Here is a 25,214-nt window from a genome sequence, read left to right as displayed (position 1 = left end):
ATGCATGATCCTTATAAAGATCCTCATCTGGACGAACTGTCGGGCGTAACGACGACCGGCCACGAGTGGGATGGCATCAAGGAACTCAACAATCCGTTGCCGCGCTGGTGGGTATTGACCTTCTACGCCTGCATCGTCTGGGCCCTTGGCTATACCGTCTTATATCCGGCCTGGCCGTTGCTGACTTCGGCAACCACGGGCGTGCTTGGCTATTCGAGCCGTGCGGATGTGCGCAGCGAACTCGCGGCCGCCGAAGCGGGCCGTTCGGGCTATGTTGCTGCGATCAAGGCCGCCGATATGCAGCACATCCTTGCCGACGAGACGTTGCGCACTGTCGCAACTGCCGCCGGAAGTGCTGCCTTCAAGGTCAACTGCATTCAGTGTCACGGATCGGGTGCGCAAGGCTCCATGGGGTTCCCGAACCTCAACGATGACGATTGGCTCTGGGGCGGAACGCCGCAGCAGATCCTGACGACGATCACCCATGGTGTTCGTGCACCGGAAGACGCCGATACGCATGTCAGCGAGATGCCCGCCTTCGGCGATATTCTTAAACCCGATGAGATCGCATCCGTCGCCACCTTCGTTGCCGAACTGTCGAAAGGCAGGGGCTTTCCGGCGGAAACGACCAGTGGAGCGCAGATTTTCGCTCAGAACTGCGCCAGCTGCCACGGCGAACGCGGCGAGGGCAACCAGGAGATGGGCGCCCCCGATCTTGCCGATACCCTATCGCTCTTGGCGGATGGCGAGGAGGCGATTGCTGCACAAATCCGTGCACCGAAACACGGCGTCATGCCCGCATGGGGCGATCGCCTTGGCGATGTCACCGTCAAGGAACTCGCGGCCTACGTCTATTCGCTTGGCGGCGGAAAATAGGGTCCGCAGCCCGGTCGCTTGACCTCGATCAAGGAGATTGGCACCGCTGAGTGCCAGTCTTCATTCAGACGAGTGGCCGGCTCCGCCGGCATCATACCCGGGCGGGTGGAATGCTGGAAAAAATGGATATCGAGAGACTGGACGCCGAGGCGGTCAATTCGCAGAAGCAGCGGCAGGTGCTTTACGCGCCGCGCAAGAAAATCTTCCCGAAGCGGGCGTCGGGAGGATTTCGCCAGTTCAAGTGGCTGGTGATGGCGATTACGCTGGGCATCTACTATCTCGTGCCATGGCTGCGCTGGGATCGCGGCGGTTATGCGCCCGATCAGGCGGTGTTGATCGATATTGCCAACCGGCGCTTCTATTTCTTCTTCATCGAAATCTGGCCGCAGGAATTTTTCTATGTCGCCGGTTTGCTCGTCATGGCCGGGCTCGGCCTATTCCTTTTGACCTCGACGGTCGGGCGTGCCTGGTGCGGCTATACCTGCCCGCAAACCGTCTGGGTCGATCTGTTCCTGGTGGTCGAGCGAGCGATCGAGGGTGATCGCAACGCGCGCATCAAGCTCGACAAGGAACCATATTCGCTGCGCAAGCTGGCGCTGCGGACTACAAAACATGCTATCTGGCTGCTGATCGCAGTGGCCACCGGCGGCGCGTGGATCTTCTATTTCGCGGATGCGCCAACACTGCTTGTCGATGTCTTCACCGGCCAGGCGGCCTTCGTCGCCTACAGCACCATCGCTTTCCTGACGGCGACGACGTACGTCTTCGGCGGGCTGATGCGCGAGCAGGTCTGCACTTATATGTGCCCCTGGCCACGCATCCAGGCAGCGATGCTCGACGAAGCGTCGCTGACGGTGACCTACAATGACTGGCGCGGCGAGCCACGTTCACGCCACGCCAAGAAGTCCGCAGCGCAGGGAGCGGTCGTCGGCGATTGCGTCGATTGCAATGCCTGTGTCGCCGTCTGTCCGATGGGGATCGATATCCGCGACGGCCAGCAGCTTGAGTGTATCACCTGCGCGCTGTGCATCGACGCCTGCGACGGGGTGATGGACAAGCTCGGCCGGGAACCCGGCCTGATCTCCTACACCACGCTCAACGACTACAATGCCAATATGGCGCTGGCGACCGCCGGAGGCACGCAACCGATCGACCCTACGCGGGTACGGACCGTCGATGGCAAGCTCGCCACGACGCTCCGCCATATCAGCCTCGCCTCGTTCCTGCGGCCAAGAACGCTTCTCTACGCCGCACTCTGGTCGCTGGTCGGCGTCGGCCTCGTTTACGCACTGGTCATGCGCGAACGGCTCGACGTCAATGTGCTGCACGACCGCAACCCGCAATTCGTCATGCTGTCGGACGGTTCGGTGCGCAACGGCTACACGCTGAAAATCCTCAATATGATAGCCAAGCCGCGGGTGATGGCCTTGCGTATCGAGGGCCTGCCGCAGAGTTCTGTCGCGATCGCCGGAATCGAGGCTCAGAGTGACGGATCCTTCCTCGTCCCGGTCGAGCCGGATCGCCTGCGCAGCCTGAAGGTCTTCGTCACTCAGCCTCGCCATGCCGCCGATGGTCCATTGCAGACGTTCCGGTTCGTCATCGAGGATACGCAAGGTCCCGAAACCAAGACCTACACGGCAACATTTCAGACACCGGGAGGTTCGACATGAAGCTGCAGGCCCGCGAATTTACCGGCCGTCACATGCTGATGATCATGCTCGCCTTCTTCGGGGTGATCATCGCCGTCAATGTCGTCATGGCGCGGTTCGCCGTGACCAGCTGGACGGGACTGGTGGTCGAAAACTCCTATGTGGCCAGCCAGCAGTTCAACGAGAAGATGGTGGCGGTACGCACGCAGAACGATCTCGGCTGGCTGCCGAAGCTTGAGATCGCTGCTGGAAAAATCACCGTCACGCTGATCGATCGCATCGGTAATCCGGTCAGGATGACCGGTGGCAAGGCGACCTTCCAGCATCCGACATTCGAAGCGGCGGACTGGACCGCCTCGCTGCAGCCATCGGGCAAGGGTCAGCTCAGCGCGTCCTCGGCCGTTTCTCCCGGGGTCTGGGTTGTCAATATTGAGATCGATTGCGGTCTTGTCGTGCCCTACCGTCACAGGGAGCGCATCCTCGTCAAGGACGGAGAACGGCTATGAGCTGCTGCGCGGTCGGCAATGCATCTATGCTTGAGCTGGAGGCGGAGCGGCGAGCTATGCCGCCCGCCGACGAAATCCGTCTGCTCAGCCACCCTCTTGGCGACGGCTTGAGGCAGACCAACCTGTCCGTCCCGGATGTGCATTGCGCCGCCTGCATCGGCAAGATCGAGCGGGCGCTGGGCAAGCTCGCCGGCGTCGAGAATGCGCGGGTCAATCTCTCCACCCGGCGGGTCTCGATCCGCTGGCGCGACGGCGCCGTTCCTGATTTTTGCGGCGCGCTGTACCGGCTCGGCTATCCCGCTCATCTCTTTTCCGAGGAGAACGGGGAGGGCGACCGCACGCGGTCCGAGCTGATCCGCGCGGTTGCGGTCTGTGGTTTTGCGGCTGCCAACATCATGCTCCTTTCTGTCTCGGTCTGGTCGGGCGCCGAAGGTGCAACGCGCGATATGTTCCACTGGGTCTCGGCTCTGATCGCGCTGCCGGCACTGTTGTTGGGCGGCGGTATCTTCTTCCGCTCGGCAGCCTCGGCGCTCCGGCATGGCCGCACCAACATGGACGTTCCCATCGCCGTCGGCATCTCGCTTGCCTTTGGCATGAGCCTCTATGAGACCATCCATCATGGCCAGCATGCCTATTTCGATGCGGTAGCTTCACTGCTGTTCTTCCTGTTGATCGGCCGCGTGCTCGATCACGTGATGCGTGAGAAGGCGCGTTCTGCCGTCAGCAGTCTGGTGCGCATGACGCCGGCCGGAGCGGTGGTGCTCGGACCAGATGGAGCCCGCGAATACGTGCCGCTCTCACGGATCACGGCTGGGATGAACGTGTTCATCGCGGCTGGCGATCGCATTCCGGTGGATGCCATCGTCCGGCAGGGCATCTCCGAACTCGACTGCTCGCTGGTGACGGGCGAAAGCGATCCAAGGCCGGTGACGATCGGCGACACGATCAGCGCCGGCACCCTCAACCTGACGGGGCCGCTGACGATCGAAGTCACCGCTGTAGCCGAAGCGTCTTTTCTTGCGGAAGTCATCCGGCTGATGGAAGCGGCAGAAGCGGGCCGGGGGCTCTACCAGCGTATCGCCGATCGCGCGGCAACTTATTATGCGCCGGCGGTGCATCTGACTGCATTTCTCACAGGGATCGGCTGGCTGCTGGTCTCCGGCGACTGGCACAAGGCCATCACCGTTGCGATTGCCGTTTTGATCATCACCTGCCCGTGTGCACTGGGACTGGCGGTTCCAATCGTTCAAGTGGTTGCCGCGCGCCGGTTGTTCGAACGGGGCATCATGGTCAAGGACGGGTCAGCCATGGAGCGGCTCGCCGAGGCCGATGTCGCGGTGTTCGACAAGACCGGAACCCTGACGCTTGGCAATTTAAGCCTTGCCGGTAGCGCGGTGCGGGACGAGGCAGCCCTCGCTATCGCCGTATCCCTTGCCGGATATTCAAGCCATCCGGCCTCCCGCGCCATCTGGACGGCGCATCCCCGCCATCATTACCCGGATGTTGCGGTTGACCGGGTCACCGAACATCCCGGACTCGGGATCGAGGCGACGGTTTCGGCCAAGACCTATCGCCTCGGACGCAGTCCGTGGGCAGGACCTGTGGAGCCGGGCCCGGGCAGCCCCACCACGGTTCTGTCCGAAGAGGGCAGGGTCATCGCCCGCTTCACCTTCAGCGACAGGCTCCGGCCGGATGCGGCTATGACTATCGAGCGCCTGCATCAGGATGGCATGCCCGTCGAACTCCTCTCGGGGGATAGCCAAGCGGCCGTGCAATCCGTGGCCAATACGCTGAAGATCGAACGCTATGGCGCCCAACTTTTTCCCGGCGACAAGCTTGAGCGCCTGCAGGCGCTTGTGCGAGAGGGCCGGCGGCCGCTGATGGTCGGGGATGGGCTCAACGACGCGCCCGCCTTGGCCGCAGCGCATGTCTCGATGGCACCGGCGACGGCAGCGGACGTTGGCCGCAACGCCGCGGATTTCGTCTTTCTGCGCGAACCCCTCAGCGCCGTTGTCGTGGCACGGGACGTGTCGCGCAGGGCCGGCAGGCTGATCCGGCAAAACCTGGCTCTGGCGATCGGCTATAATGCTTTTGCCATCCCAATTGCCGTTTTTGGCTATGTGACGCCGCTCGTTGCAGCCATCGCCATGTCGGCATCTTCACTGCTGGTGATCGGCAATGCCCTACGGTTGAATACCGGCGCTGCCGATTTCGACGAAACGTCATCATTGTCGGCCACCGCCCCAGAGGGTCAGTCCCGATGAGATCGCTGATCTATCTTATGCCGGTTGCCATCCTGCTTGGATCGGCCGGTCTCGGTGCCTTCATCTGGTCACTGCGAAGCGGCCAGTACGAGGATATGGACGGCGCGGCGCAGCGGATACTGCTCGATGACGATCGTTCGCAGGATGCGGACGGCAACCGCTCGGCTTGATCGAGGTCAAGGCATGAAGCGGCGTATGGATGTTTTATGGAGAGGGGAACCGGCGGCACAGTTGCTGCAATATGGGCGGCCGCCTGACCGGGGAGGACCATTTATGGACGCGAAGCTGCCAGGTTGGGACAGAGTTATGACCGGCGCTAATCCGGCGCTTGATCGGCTGGAGTATGCGCTCAGGGATCAGGCGGTACTGTGCGACGCATTGGAAAGTGTTGCTGATCGGCTGCCGGACAAGGTCGCGCAGGGCGAATGCCTGCACCTTCGCCGGGCGATCCAGCCGATCCTGACAACCGTCCACCGGCTGGAAGAGGATATCATCTTTCCATTGATGACAGAGCGCTGGCGAATGCCGCCCGGCTTGCCGGAAATCCTCAACCAGATCCGCTACGAGCAGATCGAGGAAGAGTGTTATGCCGAAGAACTCTGCGATGCTTTGCGCGCCTACGGTACGGGGCTTGGCAAACCATCGCCGGACACGCTCGGCTACATGCTGCGCGGCTATTTCGACTGCGCCAGGCGGCGCATTCGATTTGATTGCGCCGTTCTGATCCCGATGCTGTCCGCCGTCCCGATTGCCGCGATCACCGTTTAACCGCAGCGCGCCTTCAGGCGGTTGAGGTTCGGGACCGTGATATGGCGGTTGGCGACGACGGAAATTACCCCGTCGGTCCGCAGTTTGGTGATCTGGCGCGATACCGTCTCGATCGTCAGGCCGAGAAACTCTGCGATGTCGATGCGCGATAGAGGCAGATCGAACGCGGTGCCCTCGCGTGTTTCAAGGCCGGTGGATGGGTCTATGTGCCCGGCAAAGAGGTAAAGCAGGCTAGCGACCTTTTCCGCCGCCGTCTTCTGCCCAAGTGTCACCATCCAGTCCCGGGCCTCGTCGAGCTCGCGCAGGATCTGGCCGAAAAGGCGATGCTCCAGCTGCGGATACTCGGCAATCAGCCGCTCGAAGGCGGCGCGGGGGACCTCGCAAAGCTCGACGTCGGACGCGGCTTCCGCCGTCACAGCATTTTCGCGGCCAAACAGCCGGCCGAGAAAATCCGGCGCGAACTGAAGCCCGACGACCTGCTGGCGGCCATTTTCGAGCACCTTGGTCAGCTTGACGACGCCGCGCATGACGTTGGCATAGGACTGGATCGGCATTTCCTCGCCGGCCAGCAGTTTGCCTGCTTCGTGGCGGGTCATGCGCGTGTGCTTTGCCATGGCAACCAGTTGCCGGGCATCAAGCGCACCGCACAATCCCTTGTGGCGCACTTCACAGCTTCGACAGAGAACGGGTGTGTCGGAGTTATGTATATCGATCCGGGCTGTTTCTGACAGTGGGTTCCCCAATGCATCGTCAAGTCTGCAACTAGAACACGCACTAGCAGATTTCGTCGGCCTCTGCTGCTGTGAAATTGGCAGGTGTCACGGACCTTTCGTCGCGGGGCGTCTGTGATGCCGATTGAGCGGCAGACATTGCCGCGATCCTAAACAGAATTTAATTCTGGCCGGGCCATTCCTGACACCGTGTTGCCCGGTTCGAGGTCATTGATACCCGTCAATTCGGACAATCCTGATATCCAGAAAAACGTTGTTGCCACTGAAGGAAAACAACATGCGGTACCGGAATTCAATCCTCGTCGTCGCTGTTGCCGCTGCGGGCATTTTCCTCGGGCGCGCGGAGCTGGGGCCTTATCTACCTGCCGCGGTCGCACGCTTTCTGTCGATCGATTCCGCCGAAAGCATACCGAGCGGTGAAATCGACAAGACGAAGGGTACGGCTGGGCATATGCGCAATGCAGTGACCGTTAACATCACGACGGCAAAAGCCGGTGCATTGCCCGTGACGCGCAGTTCGCTCGGGACCATCGTTCCATTCGCCTCCACTGCACTTTCCAGTCCGGCGTCGGGCACCGTCGCGCAGATCCTTGTCAAGGACGGTGCCGAAGTCACCGCAGGCACCTTGCTGGTACAGCTCGACGATCGCACGATCAATGCAAATATTGCGCGTGACACCGCCATGCTTGCCAAGGACCAGGCGGCGCTCGACGAGGCCAATACAAACCTGAAGCGGGTAGAGGCGCTGAGCAATGACGGAGCAGAAACCCGTCAGCAGTATGACGATGCCGTTGCCGCCGCAAAACAGACGGAAGCCGCAATGGGTGTCGACAGTGCCACTTTGGCAGCCGACAAGGTTGCCCTGACGCAGACACAGATTCGCGCACCCTTCGGTGGTAAGCTCGGCGTGATCCTGTTGTCACCCGGGGCCTATGTCGCACCGGGAGAAAATATCGTCACGCTGACGCAGATGAGACCGGTCTATGCGGAGTTCACGTTGCCCGAAACGGATCTCGGTCTCGCCCGCCAAGCGCTTGCGGACGGGCAACTCAATGTCAGCATTTCTCCCACCCTGTCGCAGGATAAAACGACACAAGAGAGCGGGCCAATCGTGTTCATCGACAATGCGGTGGATGCACCCTCCGGCACATTCAAGATGCGGGCGCGTCTTGAAAATTCGGGTGGAACATTCTGGCCGGGGCAATCGCTGAGCGTCACGGTCACCGCTGGCGAAAGGAAGGATCTGGTCCTGGTACCGTCCGTCTCCGTGCAGCCGCAGAGCGATGGTGCCGTCTGCTACGTCGTCAAGCCGGACAAAACGGTCGAAGTGCGCACGGTGAAGGTCGCTTTCGCCGTCGGGGATACCACCGGTATCTCCGATGGTCTCAAGGAGGGCGAGATCGTCGTCACCGAGGGGCAGGCGGGGCTGGTGGAGGGAGCGCATGTCGAGATCGTCTCGGCGCCCGCGATTGCGCCTGAGAGAGTCGCTGAAAGCGAGGCCAAAGCCGGAGCGACCCAATGAACATCTCCGAAATCTTCATCCGGCGTCCAGTCGCAACGATCCTTCTGATTGTTGGTGTTCTGCTCGCAGGCGCTTCCGCCTATACCAACCTGCCTGTCGCCGCCCTGCCGCAGGCCGATTTTCCGACCATCAATGTCACAGCGCAGCTGGCCGGTGCCTCGCCGGACACGATGGCCAGTTCCGTCGCCACGCCCTTGATCAAGCAATTCGAGACGATCGCCGGGATTGATACGATCAGCGCCAGTTCGTCACTTGGGAACAGCCAGATCACGATCCAGTTCGATCTTTCGCGCGACATAGATGCGGCCGCCGCGGACGTGCAGGCAGCGATTGCCAGAGCCCAACGGCAATTGCCGGACAATCTCACAGCGCCACCGAGCTATCGCAAGGCAAATCCAGCCGATGCGCCGGTGCTGATCCTGGCTTTGACCGGCGACGGCGCCGCGCTCACGAAAATGGACGACGTCGCGGAAAACATCATTTCGCCGGCGCTCTCGACGATTTCCGGTGTGGCGCAGGCACAGGTCTATGGTGCCAAGGCCTATGCCGTGCGGATCGAGGTTGATCCACACAAGCTGGAGAGCCGTGACCTTTCCCTTGACGGCCTGGCGGCGACGGTTGCCGCAGCCAACGATCAGTCCCCGGTCGGCACCTTGCAAAACAAGTCGCAGGCGCTGACCGTCGATGTTGCCACTCAGCGCAGCGATGCAGAAGCCTTCCGAACCCTGATCATCGCCCAGCCGGGCGGCCGCATCGTGCGGCTGGACGATGTCGCCGATGTCGTCGACAGCGCCTCCATCGTCAATCAGGGAAGCTGGCTTGATGGAAAGCCGGCCATTGCGCTTGCCGTGCAACGCCAGCCCGGTGCCAATACCGTGGCGGTGGTCGATGCCCTTCTGGCCAAGGTTCCGGAACTTCAGGCCAATCTTCCGGCGAACATGCACATCAACATCGTCAACGACGCTTCCGTCTCGATCCGCGCCGCAGTGTCTGATGTCGAGACGACGCTGATGATTACCATCGGCCTCGTCGTTCTTGTCATCTATCTGTTTCTCCGGCGGGTTTCGGCAACGCTTATTCCGGCGCTCGCCGTGCCGCTGTCGCTGGTGGCGACATTGGGCGCCATGTATGCCCTCGGCTTTTCGATCGACAATATCTCGCTTCTGGGCCTGACCCTTTCGGTCGGGCTTGTCGTCGACGATGCCATCGTCATGCTGGAAAATATCGTCCGCAAGGTGGAGGAGGGTATGGCGCCGCTTCAGGCGGCCATCGAGGGCAGCCGGGAAGTCACCGGCACCATCATTTCGATGTCGATTTCGCTGGTCGCCGTCTTCCTGCCGATCCTGCTGATGGGGGGCATCGTCGGGCGGGTGCTGAACGAGTTCGGCGTCGTCGTCACATTGGCAATCCTGTCCTCCGCCACTGTCTCACTGACCGTAACGCCGATGCTCGCGGCCCGGCTTCCACACCGGGATATGCAGGAACCGCAGCGCCAGGGGTTGTTCGACAGGATAACAGCTGCCTACGGCCGGGCTGTCGGATGGCTCCTCAACCACCGCGCAATCGTCATGCTTGTGTTCGCCGCCACGTTTGTTGCGTCCGGATGGATGTTTGCCAGCCTGCCACGCAGCTTTTTCCCTTCCGAGGATATCGGCATCCTGACGATATCGACGCAGGCCCGGCAAGATATATCCTATCAGGCGATGAGCACCTTGCAGGCCCGTGCCGCTGCCATCGTGTCGAGCGATCCGGCCGTCGCGCATGTAACCTCGACGCTTGGTTCAGGGCCAGGCGGATCGGCGCTGAATGCCGGGTCGCTTCTGGTTCAGCTGAAACCGCGCGCCACGCGTCCCCCGCTTAATACGACGCTGCAAGCTCTGCGGCATTCGCTGTCGCAGATTGCCGGATTGAAGACTTTTATCACCCCGCAGCAGAGCCTGCGTTTTGGTGGACGCAACACCCAGAGCCTCTACCAGGTGGTCCTGCAATCGATCGATGCGGCGGCAGCACGGCAATGGTCGCAGACGCTCGGTGATGCGATGCGGGCCGATCCCGCCCATTTCGTCGATGTTGCCACCGATCTGCAGAACAATGCGCTTCAGGCGCATGTCACGGTCGATAACGACCGGGCCAACAGCCTTGGCATCTCGTCCCAAGCATTGCGCACGACGCTGGAGGCGGCATTCGGGAGTTATGTCGTCACCCAGATCCAGACCACCGGCAACAGCTATGATGTCATTATCGAATATGATCAGTCGCTGGATTGGAACGAACAGTCTCTGTCCGCGATCCGGATTGCATCCGCGTCCGGCAAGCTGGTACCGTTGTCGAGCTTTGCACGGGTGACACGTGAGGCAGGGCCGGTCACCGTCAACCAGACGGGGCAGCTGACCGCAGTCACCCTGTCGTTCAATCTGCCGGAAGGCGTATCACTGGGGACCGCGACCGCGCGCGTCGATGCCCTCAAGCAGCAGATCAATCTTCCCGCGACCGTGACGACGAACTATGCCGGGGCTGCCCAGATTTTCGAGCAGGCGAGCGGCAATACCGGGCTGTTGATCGGCGCCGCCGTGCTGATCATCTATGTGGTGCTCGGTGTTTTCTACGAAAGCTTCCTGCACCCGCTGACCATTCTCTCCGGCTTACCGTCCGCAGCGTTTGGGGCGCTGCTGACATTGCAAATTTTCGGCTTTGACCTGTCGATCATTGCCCTGGTCGGGTTGTTGATGCTGATCGGTATCGTCAAGAAGAATGCGATCATGATGATCGATGTGGCACTGACGCTCCAGCGCGACGAACATCACGAAACGCACCAGGCCATCCATCTGGCAGCCGTGCGACGCTTCCGGCCGATCATGATGACGACGTTTTGCGCACTGCTCGGCGCACTGCCGGTGGCGATCGGAACCGGCGCCAGCTCGGAGCTACGCCAGCCGCTCGGGGTTGCGGTTGTCGGCGGGCTTCTGGTCAGCCAGGTACTGACGCTGTTCATCACGCCGGTGATCTTCGTCGAGATCGAGCGGTTGTCCGACTTTGCCCGGTCACTCTGGTCACGCAAGGGCGCTGTTGCGCCTGCGCAATAAGGGCTCAGAGGGAGGCTGATCTCGGTGGGCGGTTCGTTTCTGGTCGAAAGATCAGTCGCTTGGGCCGCACCACCCCGGCAGATGCCTTGCATAGAGGGACGTGCGACGGTTCACATCCTTTCAAGACCGCGGATTAGACCAGTTTATAGTCCAGATCGACGAACTCATACATCTTCTCACAAGCTCACCCAAGTGAAACGTGGACGGCCGGGTCGCGAGGAGCAACCCGGCCATCGACCGACTTGATCATAATTTAGTGCTGGCTATACCGCATGGGAATATCGGTTTATGAAATGACATAGCTCGCTTGCCTCAAGTGAGACAGAACCCCAGGACCGGGGTCGGCTATTGGAAAAAAGAGGAGAAGTGACCGTGTCCACCAGTTTCAGGCGGCTCGCCGATCCACAATTTTTACCTTCCGTTCACCATGCGAAGTTACCGTGGGATTTCTCGCGTTATTGTTCTGCGTCCGCGAGCCTTCTCCGAAACTTCGCCTCATCGAGTTGGGCGGGAGGCCGGAGAAATCCGCAAAGCTCCTTTGCATTTTTGGTCTGACTACCTATGTTCGCTGCGAAGGGCCAGATGCCCTTCGTCTGAAGAGAATAATGGGAGAAAGCCGGGATGGCTACAGGAACTGTAAAGTGGTTCAACGCAACGAAGGGTTTTGGGTTTATCCAGCCTGACGACGGCGGCACCGACGTGTTCGTCCACGTGTCGGCGGTGGAGCGCGCTGGTATGCGTGGATTGAACGATGGTCAGAAGATCACTTATGAATTGGTGAAGGACCGCAAGTCCGGCAAGATGTCGGCGGACAACTTGCAAGCATAAGCCCGATTTCGAAGGCACCAGGTTTAGGAAGGCCGGGCCAGACCCGGCCCTCTTTGCTCCAAAATGTGACCCAGGCAGGGCGGGGGCTAATCCAGATGTTGCCATTCTTATCGGTCACTGCCCTTACTTCAATGAAATGTAAACCGAGCTCAGCGAGATGGGGGTGCGGGAAGCGGCAAGACAGGCTGCGCGGGCGAGGATATCGCAGCGTTTTACGACCCACGCAGCTTGGTGATGACATGCGTGCGATCGCACGGTTTGAACACGATGAAAATTCAGCGACCTTGCGGCGAAAGCCGGAATTCCGCTTGCCCGCGATTGTCCTTGAGTTGCTCGCCAAGCAGTTGCAGTGGTAGCGCCTCTATTTCATTGCCGAGAGGGTAGGGCTCGTCGCCTGGATAGACGACGATCCGACGGCCCGGGTTCAGCTCAAGACAGGCGTGATGGAAGCCTCGTTCCACTTTCGGAGCGAGACTTCTCTTGATCTCGATTGCCCAGCGCCGACCTCCGGGCAAGGTCACAACCAGGTCGACCTCGGCCCCGGCCGCCGTGCGGTAGAAATTCGCTTGAGCGCCGTCAGGCATGACGGCAAGGATTGTTTCAATCACAAAGCCTTCCCAACTGGCGCCGGCGACAGGATGGCCAAGGACGTCCTCCAGCGTTGATAAACCAAGCAGACTGTGGAGCAAACCGGAATCGCGCACGTAGACACGCGGTGACTTTACCAGGCGCTTGCCCACATTGCTGTGCCACGGTTCAAGCCGGCGCACTAGAAGGAGGTCCACCATGAGGTCGAGATACGAGGCGACGGTCTTTCCGTCGACGCCGAGCGCGCGGGCAAACTCCGCCGCATTGAGGAGGCTGGATTGATGATGCGCGAGCATCGTCCAGAAGCGCCGTAAGGTTTCGGTCGGTATCCTGGGCCCCAGCAGCGGAATGTCTCGCTCGAGATAGGTCCTGATGAAATCGAGGCGCCAGCAATGGCTATCGATTCATTCGTGGCGAGGAGACTGTCTGGAAAGCCTCCTCTGGTCCAAAGTTTGTTAAGGTCACTGGCCTCAACTTCGAGGCCGTCAATCGGCGGAAGTTCCAGATACGCGATCCGCCCGGCTAAACTCTCGCCGGACTGTTTCAGGAGATCCATCGAGGCTGAACGACCGCTGCGTAGTCCCTTGCGCCGTCCTCGGTCGATCAGTCCGCGAAGGTTCTGGAAAAGATCTGGAACTCGATGGACTTCGTCCAGGATGACGAGTTTATCATTGCAATTATGGAGTTAAGATCCATAATTGCAAGGTTACTCTCGAGCCATGGCCAAGTTTCTAGCTCTTAAAAGGGCTGCCAATCGCTTGGGCTCGCTCGGTACCACGTCCCACTTCATTCAGGGGAGGGAAGCGGGTTGGTCTCGATCGATCTTCGGCGCGAGAAAAGATCACGGCTGGGCGCTATGCTGAGAGACGGCGTTGAGCTCTCGCCGGCGTAATTTTCGCTGTTTTGCTCGATGACTTGCGCCATCTCTCGATCATAAATAACACGTCCGATAATGCATTGTCAGACGCCTAGCCTGAGCCGGCCTAAATCATTCGAGCAGCGCGTCCACTGCGCCTGGTTGCGTTGTTGTAATAGCTGGACGCTTGCTGAACAGAGCGGTGTCGTGACTGCTCCATCGCCTCGGGGAGGGGGATCCCGAGATTGGCGGCTTCCGTGAGATAACCTGACCGCAGCCCGTGCGCCGAAAACTCCGCTGCCTCCAACCCAGCCATCTCCGCTCGCTGCTTGAGGATGGCATTGACCGACTGCGGATCGATCGCCCGCTTCGAAACAGTCCCCCATCGCCCAATCCCCCGAAACACGCTTCCGCTGTCGATCTTTGCCGCCGCCATCCAGGCATTGAGCGCCTCCACCGGACGGCCGGTGAGATAAACGACATCGTCCTGTTCGCCGGAGGCGGTTTTGGTGCGGCCGAGATGAATGGCGAGAGACGGGAGGGGAGGTCCGTCCGGCGTCTCGATTGGCGTCTCCAGGCTCAACTGCTCTACACGCAAACCGGCGATCTCGCTGCGCCGGCGGCCACCGGAGGCAAAGGCGACCATCAGCATCGCCCGGTCCCGCAGATCGCGCAGGCTGTCGCTGGCGCAGGTCGCCAGCAGTTTTGCCAGCACGTCACCGGTGACCGCCTTGGCGCTCTTGCGAAAACGTTGTCTTGGCGCGGCTCGGATCGCCAGCCGAATAGCTGATTTGAGGGCAGGGGAGGCGAAGGCTCCCTCGAGGCCTCGCCATTTGGTCAGCGTCGACCAGTTGGCCAGCCGCCGGCGGACCGTCGATGGCGCGTGCGGACCGACGGATTTCAGAAACCCCTGGCTTCGAAGATTTTCGTCGACGTCTACAGGCATGCCGTGATCGAGATCGGCAGCACGCTTTTCCGGATCCCAGAGATGATGGGCGACGAATTTCAAAAGCAGCGCTTCCGGCACCGGCCAGGGCAGCGACTTTCCGGTCGCCGCCAATCCCCAGGCCTCCAGATAGGCGAGATCCGAGGTCAGTGCGCGCAGGGTATTGGCGCCCATGCCCTCGTTGACCAGGTGCCGCAGCGTTTCGACATCTTGGTCCGTGAGCAACTCTGCGAGTTCGTCGCGCCGCTCCATCGGCAGGACGGCAGCGATCGTGTCGAGCTCTTGTCCACGACGATCGATCGGGTCACGGACAACGCTTGTCATTCCATTGACGACGCGGGATGTAGTTTCAAATCCGTCTGCCCAAAATCATGCCCCTTGAACAGCAGCGGCGCTTTGGAAACCCCGGCGACAGCGTAGGAATAACAGTCGCCCATGTTCAGGCTGGCCGGGTGACGGCCCTTTCCAAACCGGTCAAAAGCTTTCTCAGCAGCGTAATAATGCCGTTCACCGAAGTCGACCGCAGTCACATTTGGCAGGTCTACAAGCTGTTTGATGATCGCCCCGGCGTTCGGGAAGTTTTTACCCGCCAGCACCATACGCGCCTCGAGAAGGGTCGGCCAACCGACCAGGATTTCTTCTCGAGTGACAAGTGAGTGGAACAGTTCCGCTTCGGGTTCATTCAGCGATGTCGCCACTATCGCCGATGTATCGATTACGATCATATCGGCAGGCCGTTTTCGTCGTAGAGATCGTCGTGGGCGGAGGTGGTGCCAGCGGGCACCGAGCGGCGTCCTTCAGCCATCAGGTCCCACAGAGCAGCCGCGGGCGTTTGGGCCGGTTTCTCTGAAAGTTCCTGGTCGTAGCGTTCAAGCGCCAGTTCAACGAGGCGGTTTATTGGCTGACCGGTGCGGCGAGCGAGCGCATGCGCAAGATCTCTCGCCTTGCCGCTGCGGATAGAAAGCTGTGGTTCGGACATGGTGTTCCTCATCGATTGGATGGCTCAAGCATAGCGTTTGTGAGGCAAGATGGCAAGGAGTAGCGCTCAGATGGCTAACCATCGATAACCTTTACTTATCGATGGTTCAGACGCCCAACTCGCAATAATACAATGTAGCGAACCGCAATATTCATATAGAGTTCCTTTAGCAAATCATTTACCATGATTTCAATGGCTTACGATCTCGCCAAAATCAGCATTGCAGCCCTGATGGAACCGGCTTTCCGCGCCGGCATCGCCCTCACGCGTCTGGACGAGCGCATCGCCCGTTCACCGGTCGGCCAGGGATGGATCGAACGATCCCATTTTGCCGACGCCTGCGCTTCGCTGTGGATCGACGGCGAACTCGTCCATCTCGAAGACCTCGTCCTCCACGACGATATTAGAGATATTCGCACACCCACCCACGAACTGACAATCGCCCGCGACGTCCTGCGCACCCGCCGGCGCATCGCCGCCCAACTCCCAGGCTGGGCCCTGTCGGAAGACGGGGTTCGGTCGCTGCGCAAAACCTCGGAGATCACGGCGGCTGCCGATGCCATCCGGCGCGCAGTCGCTAACGATCCGGAAGGCGAGGGGGGAAGACGCCGACGACATCGAACATCTCCCCGGCATCGATTATGCCGCCATCGATGCGGTTCTCGCCCGATCGGAGGCGGCAATCGAGAACGCAACACGGCCGGGCTGGAGTGGCGACCAAGAGAAAGATCCGATGATCTACGATCTCGACTGGGACGAGGATGCCCGGCTGGAGGAATGGCGCGGCGTGTTGCGACAAGCCGAGCATCTGCCGGCGGTTTTGCACGCGATTGTCGCCCTCGATGCCTGGAACGAGCTCGCTGTTCTGCAACACGCGCCCTGGCTTGGCCGGCTGTTGGCCGCGTCGATATTGCGCAAGACCGGCGTTACCACCGGTGCCCATCTCGCCGCCATCAATACCGGCCTGAAATCCATTCCAGTCGATCGTCGTCGGCATCGCGACCGGGGGACCCGGCTGCTTGCGATCGCGCATGGGCTTTTGTTGGCCGCCGAGATCGGGCTGAAGGAACATGACCGGCTGGCGTTGGCCCGAACACTGCTCGAGCGGAAGCTGGACGGGCGCCGCACGTCTTCGAGATTGCCAGAGCTGGTCGATCTGGTGCTGGCCAAGCCGTTGGTGTCGGCCAAGATGGTTGCGAAAACGCTCGACGTCACGCCGCAGGCGGCGCGGCGGATCGTTTTGGAGCTTGGCCTTAGGGAGATGACGGGGAGGGGGAGGTTTCGGGCATGGGGTGTCATCTAGCGGTACAAAATTGTTCAATCACTGTTTTATAATGCCTTTTAACAGCGCGTTGAAGGCGCGACCTTCCGGGCCGTTTCCGTCGCTGTCCACACCCCCCTTGGCGACGAGTCCAGCCTCTATCGAACGCTGTCGCTCGAAATTCGGAGCGGTGTGTTCCATGTATCGAGACGTCGTGTAGAGCACTCGATCGGCGAAGTCCTTCCTATCAGTTCAGAAGCGTGAAAGATCGACGACTGTCCGGGACGCTATCGTCGGTAAGGCGGAGTCGAAATTTCGGCAGACATATCCCTTCAGCCGTCCACGCGCGCTCCACGATATCGCACGCGCTAAAACCAGGGGCGACGAGTTCACCGCAGCCAAGCATCACCCTAAGACCAACGGGCAAGCGTCCCTCGCTGGTCATGCCGAACGAAAGGGCGTCATTAATCAGCATTGCCACACCGCCCGTGACAGCCGAGTGAAAGCTCTCTGACAACGAGTCAGTACCTAAGCAGCCCGGCAAATGGCGTTGAACTCAGATCTCGGCTTTATGGGATTGCACCTTCTGACTAATGGCACTAGTGAGCCGGAATGATTACGTTCCGAGATTCGACCGCTGCCGACGCTGACCGCGTCATGGAGATCTGGAGATCGTCCGTCGATGCTACGCACGACTTCCTGTCGCTGGAGTACCGAGCCGAGCTTGACGATATGCTCTCTGGGTTCTTGCCGACCGCACCCCTCACACTTGCCGTGAATGAGGCCGGCAACACGGTAGGCTTCATGTTGGTTTCCGATCGCCACCTGGAGGCGCTCTTCATCGATCCCGAATATCGTGGGAGGGGTGTTGGTCGGATGATGTTAGAAGAGGCACTGGTAGACAGGCCTGACATGACCACTGACGTGAACGAACAAAATCATCAGGCCATCGGCTTCTACGAGCGAATGGAATTTATCCGGACCGGACGATCTGAAGTCGACGGTCAAGGCAAGCCATACCCGTTGATCCACTTACGGTATGCGCCGCTTTAGCGCGCGCGGCGGATCCACTGTGGTTCCGTATAGATTCGGTTGCCTGACCGCTGATCTGAAACGGCAGTATCGCACTGCGCCTGAAGGATTCAAGCAACCGCAAGAGGTGCTCGGCAAACGCTCGCACCCGTGGTGTCACATCGGTGGAAGCCGCGCTTCGTAAGCGGAAATCGGCTTGAGACGTTCGCATCGCGCTGTTTCAGGTGTCAGGCACTGTAACAAGAGCTCCGGTTACGGCCCCTGATCTTATAAAGATTTGTAAAAGCTGCCATAATTGCTCGTCATTCCATACGATCGGGATTACGGGTCTTCGGTTCAGATTTCTTCAAGGCGACATATCGACACTTTCGACTTACTTTCGAAATGTCGTTTGGCACTTAACCGTGAGATTCCGGCGGTTATGATGGCGTCAGGCACTTAAAGCGAGACTCCCACACGCCACGCCGCCGAGGATACGGCGGTTGCGCTCGGCGTAACGGTTTGTAATCGTTGAATACTGTGGAGGAGTGCAAGAGATCCGTTCGAAACGACGTCTTGGCCGAGTCTCATTTTAACTGGCAAAGGGTGGGTCGGAAGTCTCAAGTTAAATGCCAAGTCTCAAATTATGTGCGCCTTTAACTATCTGATTTCACTCACGGCAGAATCTTACGGTTAAGTGCAAAACGACACCGTTATCCCTCCACGGATCAGAAAGCCCGAAAACAGCATGCTCGACTGGAATTCTGCGACCAGCTTGATCATCCGTCCGACATCGAGGTCGTGTCGACGCGGCATCGATATGATGATGCTCGACGATCAGATCGATATCGTCCGTCGACCTGACGTCTTCCAGCGTCACCGGGTCTGTGATGAACAACGCAGTTGTGCATCCTCCGACAAAGACGAGACGGTTTCGGAGGTCATCGCCAAGAGCGGTAGCGACGGCCTTTAGCATCTCCAACAGCTGCTCGCGGATCTCGGTCATTTCGCGAGCATCCTTGATTTGAGGTGATCGCTTGCCAGTCCGACCTCGCGCTGGTTGCCAAGTCTGATGGCATCGACCAGAGCCAGATATTCATAGAGGTGCTGGTCCTTCAAGGCTGCTTCCGGCACACTCTTGAACAATGGTTCCACTGATTGCCCCATCTCTTGCCCTTCGGCGTATGGCCACACGTAGTTGTAGCTTCCGCCACTGACGAGCAACCCTTCCAGCATAGGGGCCGCGAACGCCGTCGGGATGCCGCGTTGCATGGGGCCCGGATTTGCGGGGAATACGAATCTCAAACCGTGAGTGATGAAGTTGAACAGGTTTCGTCGGTGTGGGCGTGGCTCATTTTTCGCGTTGTCTTTCCGTGCGATACCGGATGCTACACTTCGCTTGATGGATTGGGCAATTTCTGTTTTGCTAATGCCTGTAAGATTTTCCAGATTTCGGACAGCATAGGGATCTCCGCCGATCGACTCCGATCGCAATCCATCTGAGCCCTTCTCGAGCTCTTGGTCCTGCAAGCTGATCAATTTCAGCAGGACGACAATATCCTGACTTTTCATTGTCTATGTCCTTTGTCCTAGGACTGAGGACATTTGAGTGCATCCAACTGTTTTGTCAAATATAATGAATGTAAATACCGTGGGGCGGGCGTAATGAGCTGGTGTCCCATACAGAGATCGGAGCGCCAATGGGAATGTTAACCCTTGTTGGAAGTGAACCCGTCGGGCTGGGCCGCAGACGGCTCAATGACCTGCCATTTCTAGAAGCAAGTAGCTTCCACGATTGGGAAATTTGATAAAGATGCGGCCACTAAACCAAAGGGGTCGCGCGTTCATGTCCCATCACGACCAAAACATGACGGAAAGGGTAGGCGTGATCATGGCGCCGCCAATGGGGCGCGCTGCGGTACTCGCGAGGCCCCTGCAGTTATCGGCAATCCAGCCCTTGGACGTAGAGCGACTAATTTCCATCCCTTGATGCTCTATTGGATTTTGCGGCGAGAGGCTGTCTAGGGCGGTGGTGAGATGAAGATGGGCCGCTTTGATTGCTCATGGTCATCAATGCGGGTCCTAAAGCTGTGCAACGCTTCCTCTTTTAGCCACGCTTTACGTCGGGAAGAGTTCCCCGAGCAACCAAAAGCCAAGGCATCGCCAGAATTTATTCAACCAAATTGTTCATTAATGCCGCCTGATTCAACGTATCGAGCTCCTTCATAGCCCACAATCACGCAACGGTCGTGTCGGTCGAGCTGGTCCAAATCCACCGGCGGCGAAAGCCATCCAGCCCAATCAAGGATGGCTATATACTCGACGAAATCGCTCAGGGCCCGCGCCACACCGACGCAGCCAAGCGTCTCCTGATCCGGTCGATGAAAGGGCAGGGATGTCTGTCGAAACGCATCGTGGCAAGCTGCGCTCAGACGGTGCGGCACCGACGTAAGATCATGCCCCAGTCCTGAAATTCCGGAACTACTGGAGTTTTAGCAAGCAAACACGCCCTTGATTCGGGACTTCAGCCGGATCGCGGACGACAAGGTTCGAACGCCGATCTCGTCGGCCAGGAGCAGCCAAAAGGCCGATGCTGCATTCTCATGCCAGGCGAGGAACTTGCGTTTCTCAGGGCTGGCGTCGTTAGCGTAGATTCTTACGCGGCTCCAGCAGTCAGGATTTTCTTGTCGCCTACGAACGCTAGGTGATACAGAATTCAGGCGTTTGCATTGGTGGCAAGACGGAATGACCACGCGACCGAGAAAACAGGCTCCGATTGGCCTTCTCCATGAGAGGGATCCCGCTCTGCGTTGTCAGCGCCTTGCGCCGCGCGATCCTGCACAGCCGCAGCTGCCCTTCCACCCTATACCTCACGCATGTGCCCTTACGGATGGGCGTTTGTTTCTTGCACCGAATCTCCCCTTCGCTGAAGCGTCCAGCGCGCGCGCAAGGGAGCTTCGCGCATGAATCAGACCCGTCCTCAAACGGCCGCACTTGATTATTTCAGATGGGCTTTTATCGTCACGGCCATCGGCCTCCTGCTTGGCGGATGGGTCGGTTGGCAATCGACCCGCACTCTCAGCGGCATGGCGACGGTCTTCTTCGTGTGCAGCGTGCTCGCCGTCCTCGAAATCTCCCTGTCGTTCGACAACGCCATCGTCAACGCCAACACGCTCAAGGACATGACGCCGGTCTGGCAGCACCGATTCCTTACGTGGGGGATCATCATCGCTGTCTTCGGCATGCGCATCGTCTTCCCGCTCCTGATTGTCGTCGTGGCCGCGAAAATCGGCCCGAGCGATGCGGTGATTCTTGCGGCGGCAAGGCCGGAGGAATATGCCCGCATCATGCACGAGGCGCATCTGCCGATCGCTGGCTTCGGCGGAACGTTCCTGATGATGGTTGGCCTCAACTACTTCTTCGACCACGAGAAGGACGTGCACTGGATCGCTTGGATCGAGCGAAAAATGGCGCGCTTCGCGACCATCAAGGGCATCGAGATCGCCTTCGTGCTGGGTCTCATCCTCGGTTTTTCAACCCTGCTCGAGGGGGAAGAGGCGATCGCCTTCGTCCATGCGGCGGTCTACGGTCTGCTGACATACTTCGTCGTCCACATCGTCGGTGGTCTGCTGGATGCCTCCCAGAAAACCATGAGCGCTGCGGCCAAGGGCGGTTTCGGAGCATTTCTCTACCTGGAGGTGCTCGATGCCAGCTTCTCCTTCGACGGCGTCATCGGCGCCTTCGCCCTGACGCAGAATCTCTTCATCATCGCAATCGGCCTCGGAATTGGCGCGATGTATGTTCGCTCCATGACGATCATGCTGGTCGACAAGGATACGCTCAGTGAATACCGCTACTTAGAACACGGTGCCTTCTATGCGATCCTGATCCTTTCGATCGTTATGTATTTCCAGACGCTGGTGCATATTCCCGAGGTCATTACCGGCCTCGGCGGCGCCGGCCTCATCGGTCTCTCGCTCTGGTCCTCGATCCGCCACAACCGGCGGGAGGCGCGGAGGTCTGACGACGAAAATAATCGAAGACCAAAATGAGCCGCCCCTAGCGGGCCGTTTTTTAGGATCAGGACCTTTTAGATTCGTTCATTCGGTTCAGGTCCATGGGATTGAACGGATGAAAACTTCCGTCCGTTGCACGGCGATCTGCTCGCCCTCGCGCAATCTCTTGTCATCGGCCGTCCTGCGAATCATATTCGCACCCGCTTCCGCGCTACAACGCCTTGTTCGGTACTTATGCCGCGGTGCTGAGAACTAAAGCTCAGTTCGGGGCGGCAGTGTGCGGCGGGGCGCATCCTCTCTTGGCTGGTCGGTGACTCAATCCGCCTTGAGCCCAAATCTCCTCATCGGTCTGCCTCCGTCGGGGACACAAGTACAAGGCTCAAAGCAACCCATACGCATAGGCGATCACGATCACCCCCAAGATCACGATTGCCATACGGTACCGGAGACCCTTGTCATTCATATGCATCGTCGCGTCCCGTGTTGACTGTCGGGCAGAATTCTTTGAGACCTTGGCAGTATGTCACAGGACGACCGATTTTCCCACCGTTAGGCAGGAATAGGCTGGAAGTGAGAAGCGCGCTTGCATTGTCCGCTGAGCCGGAGCGGCTCGGTTCGCGAGGCAGACTCCATCCTGAATCCACCGAGATCCGACAAAAACCGCCCTTCCTTCGGCAGTCTTCTGTCAGAACTCAGCGGCATTCACGCGTTTATGGTCTGGTTGACGGCAGTTTGTCCATAACGCCGCGTATCTGATGATCGGACTGTGACGCCTGCTGTGTCGAAATTCGGTGCGCACTTGCAAAGCACCTCTTGTCCCCTGTTTCCCCGAAGTCCGCAAGGTATCTGCCTGATCCTCGACCTTTACCCGAGATCGCAGGGCTGCCTTGGGCCTGTGATGTCCCACCGGGACGGTGGTTGCGGTGACCTCTTTCAATCGGCTGCGGCTCAAATTTTCGGCGTCGTCATTATTCTACTTTCAATGCACGTATTGTCCTGAGCTTCTGCGGCGGAGAGTTTTTCATCGATAAAATTCACGTCGCCGTCTTTGCCTCCGCTTTCTTGACCAAGTCTCTGATCGAGACCTGTTCAAGAGCTATGCGATGGGCGCACTCAGCTTTCTCCAACGCACCCTCCACACAGTTAGGAACAATGCCAGCGCCAGATTGAGAAGCACGCTTAAGGGACGGGCGACGTCTTTTGCCCTCAATTGCGTCAAGGACATCAAGGACTGTTATGGTCTCGGCAGATTTGGACAGCCGGTAACCGCCAAATGTGCCAGGCATTGCCGTCAAAATCCCGGCACCTGAAAGGGACTGCAAACGTTTCAGAAGATAAGATTTCGAGACGCCGAGCAGCCTCGCTAGTGCTGAAGCTGCGATGATTTCTCCATCAAGCTGGGCGATGAGGACCACTGCGCAGATCGCTTGGCTGGGACCACTACTACCCCTCATTCGAACACCGCTTCCTGGCCTTGTTGTTCATGATGTTGAGATCGCGAACAATGCCGGCGGGACCAGGCAGGTTCCAACGTCAACGCACTGTTTAAGCCGCTGGCAGCTCTCATCCACACGACGCTCATTTACATTGGTCACGCTGAGCAGCAGACCTGATCTTCCGCGAGCGGAAGCGGAATACCAGAGCGACAAGGGGGCTGGTCCAAACTGCGCCTCTCTCGCCGTCATGGCAATGTGCTGATCGTCGTATCCTCTCGGCAAGGGGACAATCACGGACAAAGCTGCGGTAGTTACGTCTCGAAAGCCAGCTCGCTCAAGACCGCTCATTAAGAGGTTGCGCCGCTCGTTGTAGAGTTCCCGCATGCGGCGAAGATGCCTTAGATAGAGTGCCCCTCTTTCAGGAAGGTTGCCCGATCCGGCTTCTCCGGCCAAAGCATTTGCGGAACGTCCTTCGAGCTGCAGTTCCGCAAGATAGGGGTCGGTTCCGGCTGGGGGCGAAATGACACTCTAAGCGCTTGCGGCGTTGGGCCAGAGATATTCGCCGGTCAGTAATATATGTGCCCAACCCAGCGGAGAGATATGCGCCAGAAGTTCGGGCGGCACATCAAGTCCTTCATTCCGGCGCTCTGCGACCGCGTGGCCGAGATGGAGGGTGTTCCAGTAGATGATGATTGCGGTGAGCAGGTTCAGCCCGGCGATGCGGTAATGCTGGCCCTCGGTGGTGCGGTCACGGATTTCACCCTGGCGACCGATACGCAGCGCATTCTTGAGAGCATGGTGGGCCTCGCCCTTGTTGAGGCCGATCTGGGCACGCCGCTGCATGTCCGTGTCGAGGATCCATTCTAAAATAAAGAGTGTCCGTTCCACGCGGCCAACCTCGCGCAGCGCAACCGCCAGATCGTTCTGGCGCGGGTAGGAGGCAAGCTTGCGGAGCAACTGGCTCGGCTTGATCTTGCCGGCAGCCATAGTTGCGGCGCAGCGGAACAGGTCGGGCCAGTTCGCAATGATCAGCTCCTCACGGATCTTGCCGCCAACCAGTTTGCGCAAATCCTTCGGCGTCCCTGCGGGATTGAACACGTAAAGGCGCTTCGATGGAAGATCGCGGATGCGCAGAACAAGGCGGTATCCGAGCATGCCGTTGGTTCCGAACAGGTGATCGGTAAACCCTCCCGTATCCGCATATTGCTCTCCAACCTGCCGACCGGCCTCATTCATCAGCAGGCCATCCAGGATGTATGGTGCCTCGCTGACTGTCGCGGGAATAGTTTGTGATGCGAACGGCGCGAACTGGTCGTTGTCATCCTCGATAACGCCAATTCAGGGATAATCCGTCATTTTTTTATCAACTGCTAGTTCCCAGGGTGAACAGTCGGAACTTGTTCGGCCCTAAATTGTAGGTCATTCTACAACGTCAAGCCGCTGACCCTTGAGGACTCTTGTTCAGTGAGCTCGGATCGTGTCCCGCCGAGTGGTGTAGCTGGGCGATAGCGAAGCCGCTCGCAAGCGCACCTTCCATAGTGCTGTAGGGAGCGGGCGGCGTAGCGGTGGTCACCAGTGTTTTCCGGTAGGGTCGGGTTGTTCAAGACCAACCTGAAGGACACCACTGATGACCGACGACATGATGAACCTGCGCTCACTCGTTGAGAAGAGCGCCGACGCCGATTTGCTGCGGGATATGATCGGCTTTGCTGCCGAGAAGCTGATGGCGCTGGAGGTCGGGACGAAGACCGGCGCGGGTTATGGCGAGAAGAATGGCTTCCGACTGGCCCAGCGCAACGGTTATCGCGACCGGGACTGGGAGACGCGAGCGGGCACCGTCGAGTTGCGCATTCCGAAGCTTCGCACAGGCAGCTATTTCCCGAGCTTCCTTGAG

Annotated in this window: 20 protein-coding genes and 3 pseudogenes; 13 read left to right on the top strand and 10 right to left on the bottom strand. The window is 59.2% G+C overall.

Going from position 1 to position 25,214, the window contains the following annotated elements:
• From ccoP to ACP7E0_RS20620, 6 genes are all read left to right on the top strand, one after another.
• Nucleotides 1–876, top strand: coding sequence for a cytochrome-c oxidase, cbb3-type subunit III (gene ccoP / locus ACP7E0_RS20645; protein WP_426127382.1), 876 nt, complete (start codon nt 1–3; stop codon nt 874–876).
• A 110-nt stretch (nt 877–986) separates the two neighbouring features.
• Nucleotides 987–2,546 (top strand): cytochrome c oxidase accessory protein CcoG, encoded by a 1,560-nt coding sequence (gene ccoG / locus ACP7E0_RS20640; RefSeq protein ID WP_426127380.1) that lies wholly within the window; start codon nt 987–989, stop codon nt 2,544–2,546.
• Entirely contained in the window at nt 2,543–3,031 is a 489-nt protein-coding gene (locus ACP7E0_RS20635; protein ID WP_426127378.1) for a FixH family protein, read from the top strand. The genes ccoG and ACP7E0_RS20635 overlap by 4 nt, the downstream gene beginning before the upstream one ends.
• On the top strand, nt 3,028–5,295 hold the full coding sequence (locus ACP7E0_RS20630) for a heavy metal translocating P-type ATPase (protein ID WP_426127376.1): 2,268 nt from the start codon (nt 3,028–3,030) through the stop codon (nt 5,293–5,295). The genes ACP7E0_RS20635 and ACP7E0_RS20630 overlap by 4 nt, the downstream gene beginning before the upstream one ends.
• Nucleotides 5,292–5,465, top strand: a complete 174-nt coding sequence (gene ccoS, locus ACP7E0_RS20625; RefSeq protein WP_426127374.1) for a cbb3-type cytochrome oxidase assembly protein CcoS — start codon at nt 5,292–5,294, stop codon at nt 5,463–5,465. The genes ACP7E0_RS20630 and ccoS overlap by 4 nt, the downstream gene beginning before the upstream one ends.
• Nucleotides 5,466–5,601: 136 nt before the next feature.
• Nucleotides 5,602–6,063, top strand: coding sequence for a hemerythrin domain-containing protein (locus ACP7E0_RS20620; protein WP_426127372.1), 462 nt, complete (start codon nt 5,602–5,604; stop codon nt 6,061–6,063).
• Here the strand turns inward: ACP7E0_RS20620 and ACP7E0_RS20615 are convergent.
• On the bottom strand, nt 6,060–6,728 hold the full coding sequence (locus tag ACP7E0_RS20615) for a Crp/Fnr family transcriptional regulator (RefSeq protein ID WP_426127370.1): 669 nt from the start codon (nt 6,726–6,728) through the stop codon (nt 6,060–6,062). The two genes, ACP7E0_RS20620 and ACP7E0_RS20615, sit on opposite strands and share 4 nt — an antisense overlap.
• Before the next feature lie 343 nt (nt 6,729–7,071).
• Between ACP7E0_RS20615 and ACP7E0_RS20610 the strand changes: the two genes are divergently transcribed.
• From ACP7E0_RS20610 to ACP7E0_RS20600, 3 genes are all read left to right on the top strand, one after another.
• Entirely contained in the window at nt 7,072–8,316 is a 1,245-nt protein-coding gene (locus ACP7E0_RS20610; RefSeq protein WP_426127368.1) for an efflux RND transporter periplasmic adaptor subunit, read from the top strand.
• Complete coding sequence (locus tag ACP7E0_RS20605) at nt 8,313–11,399, top strand: efflux RND transporter permease subunit (protein ID WP_426127367.1); 3,087 nt, start codon at nt 8,313–8,315, stop codon at nt 11,397–11,399. The genes ACP7E0_RS20610 and ACP7E0_RS20605 overlap by 4 nt, the downstream gene beginning before the upstream one ends.
• Before the next feature lie 621 nt (nt 11,400–12,020).
• Nucleotides 12,021–12,227, top strand: a complete 207-nt coding sequence (locus tag ACP7E0_RS20600) for a cold-shock protein (RefSeq protein WP_062603015.1) — start codon at nt 12,021–12,023, stop codon at nt 12,225–12,227.
• Nucleotides 12,228–12,502: 275 nt separating this feature from the next.
• Here ACP7E0_RS20600 and ACP7E0_RS20595 read toward each other — a convergent pair whose 3' ends face one another.
• The 5 genes and pseudogenes from ACP7E0_RS20595 to ACP7E0_RS20575 form a co-directional block, all read right to left on the bottom strand.
• The gene (locus ACP7E0_RS20595; RefSeq protein WP_426127650.1) at nt 12,503–13,144 is read right to left on the bottom strand and encodes a DUF4143 domain-containing protein; all 642 of its coding nucleotides are present in this window, start codon (nt 13,142–13,144) and stop codon (nt 12,503–12,505) included.
• A 215-nt stretch (nt 13,145–13,359) separates the two neighbouring features.
• Nucleotides 13,360–13,470: pseudogene (locus tag ACP7E0_RS20590) on the bottom strand (hypothetical protein); the annotation flags it as partial.
• 328 nt (nt 13,471–13,798) lie between these two features.
• Nucleotides 13,799–14,941 (bottom strand): site-specific integrase, encoded by a 1,143-nt coding sequence (locus ACP7E0_RS20585; RefSeq protein WP_426127366.1) that lies wholly within the window; start codon nt 14,939–14,941, stop codon nt 13,799–13,801.
• A complete protein-coding gene (locus ACP7E0_RS20580) occupies nt 14,938–15,342 on the bottom strand; it encodes a type II toxin-antitoxin system VapC family toxin (RefSeq protein WP_426127364.1) in 405 nt (134 codons plus the stop codon). Before ACP7E0_RS20580 ends, ACP7E0_RS20585 begins: the two co-directional genes overlap by 4 nt.
• Nucleotides 15,339–15,596 carry a type II toxin-antitoxin system VapB family antitoxin gene (locus ACP7E0_RS20575; RefSeq protein WP_426127363.1) on the bottom strand — a complete coding sequence of 86 codons (258 nt, stop codon included), beginning with the start codon at nt 15,594–15,596 and terminating at the stop codon, nt 15,339–15,341. The genes ACP7E0_RS20580 and ACP7E0_RS20575 overlap by 4 nt, the downstream gene beginning before the upstream one ends.
• 183 nt (nt 15,597–15,779) lie before the next feature.
• Between ACP7E0_RS20575 and ACP7E0_RS20570 the strand changes: the two are divergent.
• Nucleotides 15,780–16,899, top strand: a pseudogene (locus ACP7E0_RS20570) (RHE_PE00001 family protein).
• Nucleotides 16,900–17,469: 570 nt separating this feature from the next.
• A complete protein-coding gene (locus tag ACP7E0_RS20565) occupies nt 17,470–17,910 on the top strand; it encodes an acetyltransferase (protein ID WP_426127362.1) in 441 nt (146 codons plus the stop codon).
• Between the two features lie 628 nt (nt 17,911–18,538).
• Here ACP7E0_RS20565 and ACP7E0_RS20560 read toward each other — a convergent pair.
• Nucleotides 18,539–18,874, bottom strand: a complete 336-nt coding sequence (locus tag ACP7E0_RS20560) for a hypothetical protein (RefSeq protein WP_426127675.1) — start codon at nt 18,872–18,874, stop codon at nt 18,539–18,541.
• Entirely contained in the window at nt 18,871–19,440 is a 570-nt protein-coding gene (locus tag ACP7E0_RS20555; RefSeq protein ID WP_426127360.1) for a hypothetical protein, read from the bottom strand. Before ACP7E0_RS20555 ends, ACP7E0_RS20560 begins: the two co-directional genes overlap by 4 nt.
• 1,391 nt (nt 19,441–20,831) lie before the next feature.
• Between ACP7E0_RS20555 and ACP7E0_RS20550 the strand changes: the two genes are divergently transcribed.
• Nucleotides 20,832–21,920 (top strand): DUF475 domain-containing protein, encoded by a 1,089-nt coding sequence (locus tag ACP7E0_RS20550; protein ID WP_426127358.1) that lies wholly within the window; start codon nt 20,832–20,834, stop codon nt 21,918–21,920.
• A gap of 998 nt (nt 21,921–22,918) precedes the next feature.
• Here ACP7E0_RS20550 and ACP7E0_RS20545 read toward each other — a convergent pair.
• Together ACP7E0_RS20545 and ACP7E0_RS20540 are read right to left on the bottom strand one after the other, a co-directional pair.
• On the bottom strand, nt 22,919–23,338 hold the full coding sequence (locus ACP7E0_RS20545; RefSeq protein ID WP_426127356.1) for an Rrf2 family transcriptional regulator: 420 nt from the start codon (nt 23,336–23,338) through the stop codon (nt 22,919–22,921).
• Between the two features lie 510 nt (nt 23,339–23,848).
• Nucleotides 23,849–24,637 (bottom strand): annotated as a pseudogene (locus ACP7E0_RS20540) (Tn3 family transposase); the annotation flags it as partial.
• 310 nt (nt 24,638–24,947) lie between these two features.
• On the opposite strand from ACP7E0_RS20540, the gene ACP7E0_RS20535 reads away from it, so the two are divergent.
• Nucleotides 24,948–25,214: transposase (locus ACP7E0_RS20535; RefSeq protein WP_426127355.1), on the top strand; the 267-nt coding region annotated here is incomplete at its 3' end.

It is taken from the genome of Pararhizobium sp. PWRC1-1 (assembly GCF_049897905.1).
Lineage (GTDB): Bacteria > Pseudomonadota > Alphaproteobacteria > Rhizobiales > Rhizobiaceae > Pararhizobium.
Note: the sequence above shows the minus strand (reverse complement) of the source record. Positions and strands in the feature narration are given on the sequence as shown.

Bases quoted from the DNA above. Each gene is read 5' to 3' on its own strand.
- ccoP (WP_426127382.1), top strand. From the start codon at position 1: ATGCATGATCCTTATAAAGATCCTCATCTGGACGAACTGTCGGGCGTA.
- ccoG (WP_426127380.1), top strand. From the start codon at position 987: ATGCTGGAAAAAATGGATATCGAGAGACTGGACGCCGAGGCGGTCAAT.
- ACP7E0_RS20635 (WP_426127378.1), top strand. From the start codon at position 2,543: ATGAAGCTGCAGGCCCGCGAATTTACCGGCCGTCACATGCTGATGATC.
- ACP7E0_RS20630 (WP_426127376.1), top strand. From the start codon at position 3,028: ATGAGCTGCTGCGCGGTCGGCAATGCATCTATGCTTGAGCTGGAGGCG.
- ccoS (WP_426127374.1), top strand. From the start codon at position 5,292: ATGAGATCGCTGATCTATCTTATGCCGGTTGCCATCCTGCTTGGATCG.
- ACP7E0_RS20620 (WP_426127372.1), top strand. From the start codon at position 5,602: ATGACCGGCGCTAATCCGGCGCTTGATCGGCTGGAGTATGCGCTCAGG.
- ACP7E0_RS20610 (WP_426127368.1), top strand. From the start codon at position 7,072: ATGCGGTACCGGAATTCAATCCTCGTCGTCGCTGTTGCCGCTGCGGGC.
- ACP7E0_RS20605 (WP_426127367.1), top strand. From the start codon at position 8,313: ATGAACATCTCCGAAATCTTCATCCGGCGTCCAGTCGCAACGATCCTT.
- ACP7E0_RS20600 (WP_062603015.1), top strand. From the start codon at position 12,021: ATGGCTACAGGAACTGTAAAGTGGTTCAACGCAACGAAGGGTTTTGGG.
- ACP7E0_RS20585 (WP_426127366.1), bottom strand. From the start codon at position 14,941: ATGACAAGCGTTGTCCGTGACCCGATCGATCGTCGTGGACAAGAGCTC.
- ACP7E0_RS20580 (WP_426127364.1), bottom strand. From the start codon at position 15,342: ATGATCGTAATCGATACATCGGCGATAGTGGCGACATCGCTGAATGAA.
- ACP7E0_RS20575 (WP_426127363.1), bottom strand. From the start codon at position 15,596: ATGTCCGAACCACAGCTTTCTATCCGCAGCGGCAAGGCGAGAGATCTT.
- ACP7E0_RS20565 (WP_426127362.1), top strand. From the start codon at position 17,470: ATGATTACGTTCCGAGATTCGACCGCTGCCGACGCTGACCGCGTCATG.
- ACP7E0_RS20560 (WP_426127675.1), bottom strand. From the start codon at position 18,874: ATGACCGAGATCCGCGAGCAGCTGTTGGAGATGCTAAAGGCCGTCGCT.
- ACP7E0_RS20555 (WP_426127360.1), bottom strand. From the start codon at position 19,440: ATGAAAAGTCAGGATATTGTCGTCCTGCTGAAATTGATCAGCTTGCAG.
- ACP7E0_RS20550 (WP_426127358.1), top strand. From the start codon at position 20,832: ATGAATCAGACCCGTCCTCAAACGGCCGCACTTGATTATTTCAGATGG.
- ACP7E0_RS20545 (WP_426127356.1), bottom strand. From the start codon at position 23,338: ATGAGGGGTAGTAGTGGTCCCAGCCAAGCGATCTGCGCAGTGGTCCTC.